The 12,992-nt window shown below is 70.3% G+C and carries 10 protein-coding genes and 1 tRNA gene; 6 read left to right on the top strand and 5 right to left on the bottom strand.

Features of this window, described 5'->3' with window-relative positions; genetic code table 11:
• Positions 1–38: 38 nt before the first annotated feature.
• Positions 39–110: transfer RNA gene (locus tag ACIO52_RS25420), tRNA-Cys, on the bottom strand.
• Positions 111–227: 117 nt separating this feature from the next.
• Here ACIO52_RS25420 and ACIO52_RS25415 point away from each other — a divergent pair.
• Positions 228–815, top strand: coding sequence for a MarR family winged helix-turn-helix transcriptional regulator (locus ACIO52_RS25415; RefSeq protein ID WP_255588551.1), 588 nt, complete (start codon positions 228–230; stop codon positions 813–815).
• A gap of 25 nt (positions 816–840) precedes the next feature.
• Positions 841–1,902 (top strand): hypothetical protein, encoded by a 1,062-nt coding sequence (locus ACIO52_RS25410; RefSeq protein WP_402647287.1) that lies wholly within the window; start codon positions 841–843, stop codon positions 1,900–1,902.
• On the opposite strand, the gene ACIO52_RS25405 is transcribed toward ACIO52_RS25410, so the two are convergent.
• The gene (locus ACIO52_RS25405; protein WP_218721205.1) at positions 1,899–2,693 is read right to left on the bottom strand and encodes an enoyl-CoA hydratase; all 795 of its coding nucleotides are present in this window, start codon (positions 2,691–2,693) and stop codon (positions 1,899–1,901) included. The two genes, ACIO52_RS25410 and ACIO52_RS25405, sit on opposite strands and share 4 nt — an antisense overlap.
• Before the next feature lie 141 nt (positions 2,694–2,834).
• Here ACIO52_RS25405 and ACIO52_RS25400 point away from each other — a divergent pair, with 141 nt between their 5' ends.
• Positions 2,835–3,386: a hypothetical protein gene (locus ACIO52_RS25400; protein WP_316573682.1), complete on the top strand. Its 552-nt coding sequence runs from the start codon at positions 2,835–2,837 to the stop codon at positions 3,384–3,386.
• A 1-nt stretch (position 3,387) separates the two neighbouring features.
• Here the strand turns inward: ACIO52_RS25400 and ACIO52_RS25395 are convergent, their stop codons facing one another.
• A complete protein-coding gene (locus ACIO52_RS25395) occupies positions 3,388–4,344 on the bottom strand; it encodes a DUF2157 domain-containing protein (protein WP_218721207.1) in 957 nt (318 codons plus the stop codon).
• A gap of 135 nt (positions 4,345–4,479) precedes the next feature.
• Between ACIO52_RS25395 and icmF the strand changes: the two genes are divergently transcribed.
• The 3 genes from icmF to ACIO52_RS25380 all read left to right on the top strand — a co-directional run bounded on the left by icmF (position 4,480) and on the right by ACIO52_RS25380 (position 9,313).
• The gene (gene icmF / locus ACIO52_RS25390; protein ID WP_402647283.1) at positions 4,480–7,701 is read left to right on the top strand and encodes a fused isobutyryl-CoA mutase/GTPase IcmF; all 3,222 of its coding nucleotides are present in this window, start codon (positions 4,480–4,482) and stop codon (positions 7,699–7,701) included.
• A gap of 81 nt (positions 7,702–7,782) precedes the next feature.
• Positions 7,783–8,871: an amidohydrolase gene (locus ACIO52_RS25385; protein ID WP_255588552.1), complete on the top strand. Its 1,089-nt coding sequence runs from the start codon at positions 7,783–7,785 to the stop codon at positions 8,869–8,871.
• Between the two features lie 34 nt (positions 8,872–8,905).
• Positions 8,906–9,313, top strand: coding sequence for a DUF3224 domain-containing protein (locus ACIO52_RS25380; RefSeq protein WP_402647278.1), 408 nt, complete (start codon positions 8,906–8,908; stop codon positions 9,311–9,313).
• A gap of 1 nt (position 9,314) precedes the next feature.
• Here the strand turns inward: ACIO52_RS25380 and ACIO52_RS25375 are convergent, their stop codons facing one another.
• Together ACIO52_RS25375 and ACIO52_RS25370 are read right to left on the bottom strand one after the other, a co-directional pair.
• Positions 9,315–10,064, bottom strand: a complete 750-nt coding sequence (locus ACIO52_RS25375) for an SWIM zinc finger family protein (RefSeq protein WP_402647275.1) — start codon at positions 10,062–10,064, stop codon at positions 9,315–9,317.
• Entirely contained in the window at positions 10,064–12,889 is a 2,826-nt protein-coding gene (locus ACIO52_RS25370; RefSeq protein WP_402647330.1) for a DEAD/DEAH box helicase, read from the bottom strand. The genes ACIO52_RS25375 and ACIO52_RS25370 overlap by 1 nt, the downstream gene beginning before the upstream one ends.
• Positions 12,890–12,992 lie beyond the last annotated feature (103 nt).

Genomic DNA, 12,992 nt, shown 5'->3' with positions numbered 1-12,992 from the left:
CGCTCCACCCGTGCGGGTGAAACGCCTATTCCGACCAGAGCGAGCGGCGGGAATCGAACCCGCGTGAACGGCTTTGCAGACCGTTGCCTCAACCACTCAGCCACGCCCGCCTCGTCCTAGAGAGTGCCCGGTTCGGCCCACGTTGCCCAGGGTTGCGCTCGGCCTGAGCGAAATGCCGGTTCGCCGACTGGGCGGCAGCGACCTGGCCCTATGCGATGATCAATGCCATGTCTCGGCCACGACCGCTTCCGCATGACCCGATCGCCGAAGCGCACCGGCAATGGACCGGGCACGGCTGGGGCGCGGTGGCCGACGGAATGGCCGCGGTGACGTCGCTGGTGCGGGCCCAGCAGATCGTGATGGCCAGGGTCGACGAGGCGCTCAAACCGTCGGGGCTGACGTTCTCCCGCTACGAGCTGCTGCAATTGCTCAGCTTCAGCAAGACGGGCGCGCTGCCGATGGCCAAGGCCAGCGCGCGCCTGCAGGTGCATCCGACCAGCGTGACCAATACCGTGGACCGGCTCGAGGCGGCAGGCCTGGTGGTCCGGGTGCCGCATCCGAGCGACCGGCGCGCGACGCTGATCGAAATCACCGATGCGGGAAGGACATCGGTCGCCGAGGCGACCGCGGCACTGAACGCGCAGGTGTTCGCCGAGCCCGGCCTGCCGCCGGACCGGATCCGCGCCCTGCTGACCCTGCTCGCCGAATTCCGGCACGAGGCGGGCGACTACGAGGCTCCCGACACCGAAAACCTCGCATTCCACGCGACCTGGCAACCGACGGGCGAATCACCGCGCGACTCGCTTGGCAGCTAGCCGAAATTGGTCCACGATGTAGCGCATGGTGCTGGTCCTGGGGGTATCAGCGGGTGCGGGTGGGGCCCGCGCCGTGCTGACCCACTCCGATCAGCCGCACCTGCCACCGGTGGACCGGCTCCGGCTACCGCGCAGGGCGGGCGGCTCGGTCGACGAAGCGGTGTTGTCGGTGATCCGCCGGATGCGGGTCGCGGCGCTGGCGCGCGGTGAGTGTGTCACCGCCACGGCGGTCACCTGCCGCAGTGAGTCGCACGCCGACGCGATCCGGGCGGCGGTCGGTAAGTCCGAGGTCGGCATCGTCGACGAGCCGCTGGCGCAGCTGCGCTATCTGCGCTTCACCGGCATGCTGCCCGACTCCGACTCGGTGATCCTCTACGACCTGGGCTGCTCGGGCCTGACTGTCACCCATGCCGATTGCCGCACCGACACGATCCTGGCGAGCAGGCGCAGCACGGTACTCAGCGGCGACGGCTACGACGCGCTGCTGCGCTGGCAGCTCGCGCGCGGCGGTGTGCTGGCCGACGCGCGCACCACCAGGGAGCATCGCGAGTCGCTGAGCCGGGCCAGGGTGGTGACGGCGACCGACGCCGATACCGGCGGCCGTGCCGTGGTGACCCGCAGCGATCTGGCCGAGCTGTGCGAGGCGGGTCTGCATCATTCGGCCTCGTTCGTGCGTCAGGTGGTCGAGGAGACGGGGATGCGGCCGGGTGCGCTGGTGCTGCTCGGCGGCTGTACCCGCAATCCGTCGCTGCGCGCCGATCTGGCCCACCGGATCGGGCTGCCGATCGTCTACGACCCCGAGCCGGATTACGTCTCGGCGCGCGGCGCGGTCCTGCTGGCCGCGCAGCGCCCCGCTCGCTTGCGGATGCCGCGGCTGCGGGCGGGCAGCGCGGTGGTCACCCGCGAGGCCCGGCCGCGACCCGGCCGGCGAAAACTCCTCGCCGCGATGGCGGTGACGGCCACGCTCGGCGGCACGGTCGCCGGACTGCTCGGCACCGACGACTCGTCGGCGCGGTCCCCCGAACCGGGAACCGCGCCGACCACTGCCCAGCTCACCGATGGTTCGCTGCGGCTGAGACAGAACTAGCTGTTGGTGAAGTTCGGTGTGCGCTTCTCGACGAAGGCGGCCATGCCTTCCTTCTGATCGTCGGTGGCGAACAGCGAGTGGAACACCCGGCGCTCGAACAACACGCCCTCGGTGAGGGTGGTCTCGAAGGCCCGGTTGACCGCTTCCTTGGCGATCATCGCGACCGGCAGCGACATCGAGGCGATGGTCTGAGCGGTCTCGAGCGCGGCGTCGAGCAGCTGGTCGGCGGGCACGATCCGCGACACCAGCCCGGCTCGCTCGGCTTCCTCGACACCCAGGGTGCGGCCGGTCAGGATCAGATCCATGGCCTTGGCCTTGCCGACCGCGCGGGTCAGCCGCTGCGAGCCGCCGATGCCGGGGATCACGCCGAGCTTGATCTCGGGCTGACCGAACTTGGCGGTGTCGGCGGCGATCAGGATGTCGCACAGCATCGCCAGCTCACAGCCGCCGCCGAGGGCGAAGCCCGCGACCGCGGCGATGGTCGGCTTGCGGAAGTTGGCCAGCCGGTCCCAGCCCGCGAAGGCGTTGGACGCGAACATGTCCATGTAGGACTTGTCCGCCATCTCCTTGATGTCGGCCCCGGCCGCGAAGGCCTTCTCCGATCCGGTGATCACGACGGCACCAATCGAGTCGTCGGCGTCGAGCTCGTCGAGCGCGGCGATGACGTCCGCGAGGACCTGCGCGTTGAGCGCATTGAGTGCCTTGGGCCGGTTCAGCGTGATCCAGCCGACCCCGCCTTTGCCCTCGCCGCCGCCCTTGCGCTCCAGCAGAATCGTCTCGAAATCGGTCACCAGGCACCCTCTTGTTCTTCAGTGGTCACGGATGGTGCAGACGATACCGAGCCCGGCCGCCCACCGGCCACGCGGGCAAACCCGCAAGTAGGCGTGGCGCAGTGCCCGATATTCCGGATCCACTGCGGCACAATCGGGGGCATGGGCACCGACCATTTCGCGCGGATCAGCCGCCTGCGCGCGCTGATCGAGCACGAGAACACCGGCGCGGACGAGCGGGCCACAGCCCAGCGCATGCTCGACCGGATTCTGCGGAAGACGCACGGCGACACCGTGTCCGCCGCGGCACCGGATCGGGTGTACGGCGCCAGGCATCACCGGCCGGGCAGGCACGCGAGCACCGCGTCGATCGTCGAGTCGGTCCGCGACGACATCGCCTTCGCCCGCACGTTCGCCGTCGTCGGCGGTCCGGGCGAGCTCACGGTGCACAGCCCACTCGCGGCCGCGCCCGCCGAGCTCACGGTGGCGGTGAGCACGCCGTTCGCCGATCAGATCGTCGTCACCATCACCGACATCCCGCCCGCGTGGGGCTGGGAGTCCGACGAGTTCGACCGCACCACCGCGACCGCGGACCTGCGCCGCCTGGCCGACGAACTCGCCGAGATCATCGACAGCTACAACCACAACGGTTCCGACGTGGGCCCGCGGTTCTTCCGCACGATCCGCGCGCAGGAGACCACGCTGATCCGCTGACTCAGTCCGGCTGTTTCGATCCGGCGAGCAGCACGACCACACCGACGGTGAGCACGACAGCGCCGATCGCCAGCACCACGCTCGCGGCGACCGGCCCGCCGTCGGTCCGCTCGGCCACCGTCTGCCCCACCGCGATCGCCACCGCCGCCGCGCCGCCGAGCACGAGAACGGGCTCGCGCCGCAGCGCGTACAGCAGCAGGCATGCCACACCGACCAGCGCGGTCAGCGCGGGCCGCCACAGCGACTCCCCGGGCGTCACCGACTGCGCCCCGCTCACCAGGATCACGCCGCCGATCAGGTACCCCGCCCAGTCGGCGACGAACAGCCGGGCCCAGGCGAGCCCGACCCACACCGCGCCGAGCAGCATCAGCACCACGCCGGGCCAGGCGGAGCGGTAGTCGAGCACCGCCGAAGCCGTGGTCACCACGCTCGCGACGCCGAACCCGCCCATCGCGACCATGCCGAGCACGGTGGGCACCAGCAGATATCCGAGGATCGCGACGAGCAGTCCCGCGATCGCGGCCGCGATCTCGGCGTCGTCTCCGAAGGCCGTGACCACCGCGCCGCAGACCATGACCGCGGCCAGCACCAGCAGCACCGCCGCGAGCCTGCTGCGCCCCGCCGACGCGATCGGCACCCGTCGGAAGATCCCGTCGCACCCACCGGCCAGCAGCACCGCGCCGGTGACCGCGCACCCGGCCACGACCAGCAGCAATACCACCCGCCCGGTCTGCGCCACGTCCGACCAGGCCAGCCCGAGGAACAGCGCCACCCCGGCGGCCACCAGGCCCGCCCCGAGATAGGCGACGATCTCGGCGATCATCCGGCCCGCACTCGCCCGGCCCGCCCGCTCCTCGGCTTCCACGGCCCGCAATACCGCCCCGCGCTGGTCGCCGCTGATCACGCCCGCCGCCACCAGCCGCTCCAACGCCACGCCCACCCTGTGTTCGCGAACCATCCGTCGAGTATGTCGACCGGGGTGCGCGATTCGGCCGAATCCCGCGGGCCGCGTTTCGCGCCGGAGTGACGCAGTTCATACTACAATTAGTTGGACGTCCTAGTATTGGTCGTACTATCTGCTGCGGAGGCAGTCATGAGCGAGTCCAGCGCCCTGCATGTGCCGGTCCATCCCGTGCGATTCGTGACCTCGGCGGCCCTGTTCGACGGGCACGACGCGGCGATCAACATCATGCGGCGCATCCTGCAGGCCCAGGGCGCCGAAGTGATCCACCTCGGCCACAACCGATCGGTGCGCGAGATCGTCGACGCGGTGATCGAGGAGGACGTCCAAGGCGTCGCGGTCAGCTCCTACCAGGGCGGGCACATCGAGTTCTTCGAGTACCTCGCCACGGCCCTGCGCGAGGCGGGCGCGGGCGACGTGCGGATCTTCGGCGGGGGCGGCGGCGTGATCGTCGCCGAGGAGATCGAGCGGCTGGCGCGCGTCGGCGTGCGGATCTTCTCCCCGGAGGACGGCCAGCGCCTCGGTCTGCCCGGCATGGTCAACGAGCTGGTCCGGGTGTGCGATGTCGACCGGGCCGCCACCCCGCCCGACCTCGATGCCCTCTACACCGGCGACCGGAATGCCCTGGCGCGCACCATCACCTGTCTGCAGCAGGGCGCGCTGTCCACGCCGGACCGGGCGGCGATCCTCGCGGCGGCGAGCAAGCGCCGGGTGCCGGTGCTCGGCATCACCGGCACCGGCGGCTCCGGAAAGTCCTCGCTCACCGACGAATTGGTGCGCAGGCTGCGGACAGACCAGCAGGACAAGCTGCGCATCGCGGTCCTCGCCGTTGACCCGACCCGGCGCCGGGCGGGCGGCGCACTGCTCGGCGACCGCATCCGGATGAACGCGCTCGACGGCGACCACGTGTATTTCCGTTCGCTGGCCACCCGCGGCAATCACGAACTGCCCGACGACATCGACACCATGATCGCCGCCTGCCGCGCCGCGGGCCACGACCTGGTGATCCTGGAGACCCCCGGCATCGGCCAGGGCGACGCGGGCATCGTCGACCACGTCGACGTGGCGCTGTATGTGATGACGCCCGAGTTCGGCGCCGCCTCCCAGCTCGAGAAGATCGACATGCTCGACTACGCCGACGTGGTCGCGATCAACAAGTACGAGCGCCGTGGCGCGGCCGACGCGGTCCGCGACGTGGCGCGCCAATTGATCCGCAACCGGGCCGAATTCGGCGCGCAGCCGGCCGATATGCCGGTCTTCGGCACCAGCGCGGCCACCTTCGACGACGACGGCGTCACCGCCCTCTATCAGCACCTGACCGGGCTGCTCGCCGAACACGGACTCCCGCTCGAGCAAGGCGCGCTGCCCCGCGTCGACACCAAGGTCTCCACCCGGTTCGCCCAGCTCGTGCCGCCGGCACGGGTCCGCTACCTGGCCGAGATCGCCGAGACCGTGCGCGACTACCACGCGGACACCGTCCGGGACGTGGCCGCGGCCCAGCGCATTCAGCGCCTGCGGCTGGTGCACGACGAACTGCCCGACGACGCCGCCGTCGCCGACCTGCTGACAGCCGCGCGCAGCGACCTCTCCCCGGCGTCGGCCGCGCTGCTGGCCGAATGGCCCGCCGTCACCGCGAGTTACGCGGGCGAGGAGCAAATCGTGCGGGTCCGCGATCGCGAGATCCGCACCCCGCTGCGGCGCGAGTCACTGTCCGGCTCGAGCATCCCCCGCGTCGCCCTGCCCCGCTACACCGACGACGGCGAACTGCTGCGTTTCCTGCGTGCGGAACATCTGCCCGGCCGATTCCCCTTCACCGCAGGGGTTTTCCCGTTCAAGCGCGACAACGAGGACCCGGCCAGGATGTTCGCCGGCGAGGGCGATCCGGCGCGCACGAACCGGCGGTTCAAGGTCCTCAGCGCCCACGCCGAGGCGACCCGGCTGTCCACCGCGTTCGACTCGGTCACCCTCTACGGCCACGATCCGGCCGAGCGCCCCGATATCTACGGCAAGGTCGGCACCTCGGGAGTCTCGGTGGCCACCGTCGAGGACATGCGCACGCTGTTCGACGGTTTCGACCTGTGCGCGCCGACGACCTCGGTGTCGATGACCATCAACGGACCGGCCCCGACCATCCTCGCGTTCTTCCTCAATACCGCGATCGACCAGGCGCTGGGCCGCTTCACCGAGGCCGAGGGCAGGCCGCCGACCCCGGACGAAGCCGCCGAGGTCAGGGCGCGCACGCTCGCGACCGTGCGCGGCACCGTGCAGGCCGACATCCTCAAGGAGGACCAGGGGCAGAACACCTGCCTGTTCTCCACCGAGTTCAGTCTGCGGATGATGGCCGACGTGCAGGAATGGTTCGTGCGCAACGACGTCCGCAATTTCTATTCGGTGTCGATCTCCGGGTATCACATCGCCGAAGCGGGCGCGAACCCGATCAGCCAGCTCGCCTTCACGTTGGCCAACGGATTCACCTACGTGGAGACCTATCTCGCCCGTGGACTGGCGATCGACGACTTCGCGCCGAATCTGTCGTTCTTCTTCTCCAACGGCATGGACCCCGAATACACCGTGATCGGCCGGGTCGCCCGGCGGATCTGGGCGGTCGCGATGCGCGACCGCTACGGCGCGGGCGAACGCGCGCAGAAGCTGAAGTATCACGTGCAGACCTCGGGCCGTTCGCTGCACGCACAGGAAATGCAGTTCAACGACATCCGCACCACCCTGCAGGCGCTGATCGCGGTCTACGACAATTGCAACAGCCTGCACACCAATGCCTTCGACGAGGCGGTGACCACGCCCACCGAGGATTCGGTGCGGCGCGCGCTGGCCATCCAGCTCATCATCGCCAAGGAATGGGGGCTGGCGGTCAACGAGAATCCGCTGCAGGGCAGTTTCGTCATCGACGAGCTCACCGACCTGGTCGAGGAGGCGGTCCTGCTGGAATTCGAGCGCATCAGCGAACGCGGCGGCGTGCTCGGCGCGATGGAGACCGGCTACCAGCGCGGACGCATCCAGGACGAGTCGATGCGCTATGAACAGCGCAAACACGACGGTTCCCTGCCGATCGTCGGAGTGAACACCTTCCGCGGTCACGGCGACGACGCCGCGCACGGCCCGCTGGAATTGGCCCGCGGCACCGAGCGGGAGCGCCGTTCCCAGCTGGACCGGTTGCGCACGTTCGTCGAGGAGAATGCCGAACAGTCCCATCGCGCGCTGGTGCGATTGGCCGAGGTCGCCCATACCGACGGCAATATCTTCGAGGTGTTGATGGACGCGGCGCGGGTGTGCACCCTACAGCAAGTCACCGATACGTTCTTCGCTGTCGGTGGTCAGTATCGACGGACCGTCTGAAGCGATCGCCGCGAGCACGAATCCAGCCACACCCGGCACCCGCGTGTGACAATTGCCGCCAGCACACTGCCAGCGGCGGCGATGGGACGTACAGCAATGGACCTGACCGACCTCGACATCATCGATGCGCACATCCATCAGTGGGACCCGCGCACGACCCCGCGCGAATTCAGCAAGCTCGCCACCCTGCTGCGCTATCTGCCGCTGTCGATCGATATCGCGGCGAAGCTGGCGCCCCGCCGTGACCGGGAATTCGTCGGCGATCCCACCGCCTATACCGGCCCCTATCTGCCCGCCGATTACCGCACCGACCTGGGGACGACGGCGGTGCGCGGCATCGGGCACTGCGAAGTGGAATGGACCGGCTGGAAGCCCGACGAGACAAGGTGGGTGGCCAGCCTGCCGTTCGGCGTCGACACCCCGCCGCTGAGCCTCATCGTGGGGGCGGCCGATCCGGCCGCCGCGGACTTCGGCGCGGTGCTCGACGCGCATCAGTCGGCCTCGCCGCTGCTGCGCGGCATCAGGACCATGGTCGCCCACCACCCCGACCCGGCCGTGAAGTCGTTCGCGGCGCACGACGGCCACCTGACCGCCCCCGCCTTCCTGAACGGCTTCGGCCTGCTCGCCGAGCGCGGCCTGTCCTTCGACGCCTGGGTCTATTCGGGACAGCTGGCCGAGGTGACGGCACTGGCCGAGCGATTCCCCGAGGTCACCATCGTGCTCGACCACCTGGGCACGCCCGCGGGCATCTTCGGGCCGGTCGGCAAGGACACCGGGCACACCGCCGCCCAGCGCGGCGCCCTGTTCGACCGCTGGCGCGACGACCTCACCGATCTGGCCGCCCAGCCGAATGTGGTGGCCAAGGTCAGCGGCCTGATGATGCCGGTCCTCGGGCACCCGGTGCCGCCGCGCGGGGTCCCGACACCGGTGCCCACCCTGATCGACCGGGTGCGACCGCTGCTCACCCACGCGCTGACGGCCTTCGGCGCCGACCGGCTGATCTGGGGCTCCAACTTCCCGGTCGACAAGCCGATCACCAGCATCACCGGCGCGGTCGAGACCGTGGCGAGCGTGCTCACCGACGCCGGGGCGAGCACCGAGGACCTGCGGAAGGTGTTCGGCGGCAATGCCGTCCGGATCTACCGCATCGACACGACAGCGCAGCGGTGACCGCGGTGTCGGTGGCCCGGTTTAGCATCGCCGCATGAAAGCAACCGGCACGTTCGAAGTCACCGCGTTCGACCCCACCGACCTGCAGCCCCAGCCGCCCATCAGCACTGGGCTCCCGGTCGGCGTCACGCTCATGACGAAGGTCTACGCCGGCGAGATCACCGGCACCTCGGCGACCCTGTTCACCGCGGCGTTCGACATGTCCACCGGCGCGGGCACCTACATCGCCATGGAGTCCTTCGAGGGCACCCTGGCGGGCAAATCCGGCGCGTTCAACTTCGTCCACTCCGCCACGACCGGCGGCACCGATCGCACCGACGAGTTCTTCCACATCGTCCCCGCCAGTGGCACCGGCGAACTCACCGGCATCACCGGCACCGGCGCCCTCTACGTCGATTCCACCGGCGGCCACCACATCTGGTTCGACTACGACCTGCCCTGACTCAGCTGTCGAATTCCTGGTACAGGGAACGTAATTCGCGCAGGCCGGTCGCCGCGGTCTGTTCGTCTTCGGTGGACATGCGCAGGGCCCGGCGGAGGGGGACCGGGTCCAGGTCCTCGATGACGGCGCGGAATTCGATGCGGGGCAGTTCGGGGAGGCCGAGGTCGTCGCCGTAGGGGTCGGCGGATTCGGTGGTGCGGGTGGACTTCTCGACGCCGCCGATGAGGGTGTCCAGGTCGAGGCCGCGCAGGGTGAGGATTTCGCTGGGCTGCTCGTCGAGCCGTTCGGCGAGCAGGTAGCAGACCGCGGCGACGTGTTTGCACGGCCAGCCCATGTCCGGGCAGCTGCAGGAGAAGTCGAGTTCGGACGCCGTGGTGGGCAGCAGGTGCGGGCCCAACGCGGGCGGCAGTGCGCCGGAGGCGATCTCGGCAAGCATGCCGGGTGCCTCCCTGATCTCGGCGAGCAGCAGCTCGATTTCTTCCGCACGCAACGGCCGCAGCGCCAGCACCGAGGTGAACGGGCTGGGCTGGCTGCCCTGCACCTCGGCGGTGACGGCACCGCGCTCGATCCGGTAGTTCACCACCTGGCCGACCCTGGCGTAGGTGCGCCCGCGCGAGAGCCTGCCCGCGTCGGCGACCTTCTCCACCGCCTCCAGCAGGGACCGGCCCCACCAGGTCCGGCCGAACCCGCCGCGCGCCTGGGCGCCGCCGGTGACCGGTCGGCGCGGTCCGAACTGACTGAAATCGGCCACTAGTCGCCCACCGCCTCGGCACCGAGGGTGAACAGGTCGCGCAGTTCGTCGGTGCTCAGTTCGGTGATCCAGTTCTCGCCCGCACCGACGGCCAGGTCGGCCAATTGCTTCTTCCCGCTGATCATCTCGTCGATGCGCTCCTCGATGGTGTCGACGCAGACCAGCTTGCGGACCTGCACCACGCGCTGCTGACCGATCCGGAACGCGCGGTCGGTGGCCTGGTTCTCCACCGCCGGGTTCCACCAGCGGTCCAGGTGGATCACGTGATTGCCGGCGGTGAGGTTGAGCCCGGTGCCGCCTGCCTTGAGCGAGAGCAGCATCAGCGGCGGCCCGTTCTCCCGCTGGAACCCGGTCACCATCTCGTCGCGTCCCTTCTTGGACACTCCGCCGTGCAGGAACGGGATGGGGGTACCGAAGCGCTCGGTGAGGAACGGCAGCACCAGGTCGCCGAATTCCCGGAACTGGGTGAACAGCAGGGCCTTCTCACCGTCGGCGACGACCGCGTCGAGCACGTCCTCGACCAGGGCGAGCTTGCCGGAGCGGTGACTGCCGCGACGCAGGATCGGCGAACCGTCGCCGAGGTAGTGCGCGGGATGATTGCAGACCTGCTTGAGTCTGGTCAGCGCGCCGAGCACCGCGCCCTTGCGGGCCATGCCCTTCGCGTCCTTCAACTTGGCCAGCATGTCGTCGACCACCGCCTGATAGAGCGCGGCCTGTTCGACGGTGAGGTTGGCCCGCACCGTCATCTCCAGCTTCTCCGGCAGATCGCTGATGACCGCCGGATCGGTCTTGAGCCTGCGCAGCACGAACGGGTCGGTGATCAGGCGTAACCGCTCGACGGCCTGCTGATCGCGTTCGCGTTCGATCGGCACGGCGAACCTGGCCCGGAACGACTGCGGACTGCCCAGCAGTTTCGGCATGGCGAAGTCGAACAGCGCGCGCAGTTCCTCGAGGCGGTTCTCCACGGGGGTTCCGGTGAGCGCCAGCCGATGTCGCGCCGTGAGCGCGCGCGCCGCGCGCGACTGGCGGGTGGCGGCGTTCTTGATGTGCTGGGCCTCGTCGAGCACGATCCGCTCCCACCGCTGCTCGCCGAGCAGGGTCGCGTCGCGGGCCAGCAGGGCGTAGGTGGTCACCACCAGATCAGCGTCGGCCACGGCGGCAGCGAATTCCGGGCCGGTGAGCCGCGAAGGGCCGTGGTGGACGAGCACTCGCAGATCGGGGGTGAACCGTTGCGCTTCCCGCTGCCAGTTGCCGACCACCGACATCGGGCACACCAGCAGGGTGGGGCCGACCCGATCTCCCGGGTCGGCCCGTCCGGTGCCGACCGCGGCCGATTCGCGCTCGTGCGCGAGCAGAGCCAGCACCTGCACCGTCTTGCCCAGGCCCATGTCGTCGGCCAGGATCGCACCGCAGTTGAGCCTGCTCATCGTGGCCAGCCAGCTCAGCCCGCGCTCCTGGTAGGGCCGGAGCTCGGCCTTGAGGCCGACCGGCACCGGGACCGGCTCGGGTTCGCCTTCCCCGGCGAACAATTCGGCCGCCCAGCCGACGGCGGTGACCTCGGTGACCGGCACATCGTCGACGCGTTCGGCGGCCAGTTCGCCGATCATGTCGGCCAGGGTGATCGGTGTGTCGTCGGCGTGCAGGGCCACATAGCGGGCGGCCGCGGCCAGCGCCCGATGGTCGGCCTGCACCCATTCCCCGCGCAGCTGCACGAGATCGGACTTGCTGCGGATCAGCCGCTCCATCTCGGCCTTGGTCAGCACCAGGTCGCCGAGCGCCAGTTCCCACCGGTAGGACAGCAATCCGCTCAGCCCGACCGTGGTCTCGGCGGCGGCCGGACTGCTCACCCGCAGCCGCATGCTCGGCTCGGCGATGTTCCAGGCGCGCGGCAGCAGCAGGCGGATACCGGCTTCCTGCAGGGCGTGCGCACCGTGCGCGACCAGGTCGGCGACGACCGCGGTGGGCAGCAGCAGGTCGAGTCCGCGCGGGTCGGTGGGCAGGTCGCGCAGGCGCGGATACGCCTTGCGCGCGTGCCCGAGTTTCTCCGCGGCGGTCCGGACCAGGACCGGGTCATCGTCGAGGACAACGGGTTTGGGCGCGTCGTCGACCGGGCGCAGGCACACCTGCAAGCGCCACAGCGCCACCGATTCGTCGACGGCGCCGAACTCACCGTCGGGTTCGCACAGGCGCAGCACGAGTTCCGGCTCGTCGGCGGCGTAGCCGGCCCGCCACTGCCCCAGGGTCTCGGCCAGCCGGTAGGAGCCCGCCTCGAGCGGGGTGTCGCCGACCAGCGCCCGCAGCATCGGGTGGGTCATGGTGCGGTGGGCGAGGTACTCGCGCGCGATCGGGTCGGTGAGCTCGGTGACGAGGTCGTCCAGCACGGCCGATGGCGACCCGGCCACGCGCAGCGCGGCGGGCATCGCGGCGGCCAGCTCGGCCAGCCACGCCCGCTGCCGCTGCCCGCCGACCAGCCGCCAGCGCACCCACCACTGGCCGTCGGCCCGCTCGACCTGCGGCACCACCCGGCCCGCCCGCACCCATCGTTCGACGCCACGGGCGACATGCCCGAGGAACCGCAGATCGCCGGCGATGTGCTCGCGCCCGAGTCTGCTGCGCAGCACGACGGCCGCCGTGGGCGGCGCGAGCGCGTGGGCGCGCACCTCGGCGGTATCGGGCCGTCCCGCGGCATCGACGACGAGCACCTCGGCGCGATGCCGGAACCTGGCGCGTTCGAGGATGTCGCCCAGCACCGAGCCGACGGCCACCGGCGCCCCGTCGTGCCACAGCAGCAGGCCCGACCCGGGGGACCACAGACCGTGCAGCATGGGTTCCATCCAAGCAGTCGGCACCGACAACCGGCGCGGCGGCTCCTCCCCCTGGATTTCTCGCCGATCCCGGAACATACTTGGATATCCCCTGGTCACGGGC

The organism is Nocardia sp. NPDC087230 (assembly GCF_044744725.1).
Taxonomy (GTDB): domain Bacteria; phylum Actinomycetota; class Actinomycetes; order Mycobacteriales; family Mycobacteriaceae; genus Nocardia; species Nocardia canadensis.
The sequence above is the reverse complement of the archived record's forward strand: the minus strand, read 5'-3'. Positions and strand labels throughout refer to the sequence as shown.

Coding starts and splice junctions, on each gene's coding strand:
- ACIO52_RS25415 (WP_255588551.1), top strand. CDS start 228: ATGTCTCGGCCACGACCGCTTCCGCATGACCCGATCGCCGAAGCGCAC.
- ACIO52_RS25410 (WP_402647287.1), top strand. CDS start 841: ATGGTGCTGGTCCTGGGGGTATCAGCGGGTGCGGGTGGGGCCCGCGCC.
- ACIO52_RS25400 (WP_316573682.1), top strand. CDS start 2,835: ATGGGCACCGACCATTTCGCGCGGATCAGCCGCCTGCGCGCGCTGATC.
- ACIO52_RS25395 (WP_218721207.1), bottom strand. CDS start 4,344: ATGGTTCGCGAACACAGGGTGGGCGTGGCGTTGGAGCGGCTGGTGGCG.
- icmF (WP_402647283.1), top strand. CDS start 4,480: ATGAGCGAGTCCAGCGCCCTGCATGTGCCGGTCCATCCCGTGCGATTC.
- ACIO52_RS25385 (WP_255588552.1), top strand. CDS start 7,783: ATGGGACGTACAGCAATGGACCTGACCGACCTCGACATCATCGATGCG.
- ACIO52_RS25380 (WP_402647278.1), top strand. CDS start 8,906: ATGAAAGCAACCGGCACGTTCGAAGTCACCGCGTTCGACCCCACCGAC.
- ACIO52_RS25370 (WP_402647330.1), bottom strand. CDS start 12,889: ATGCTGCACGGTCTGTGGTCCCCCGGGTCGGGCCTGCTGCTGTGGCAC.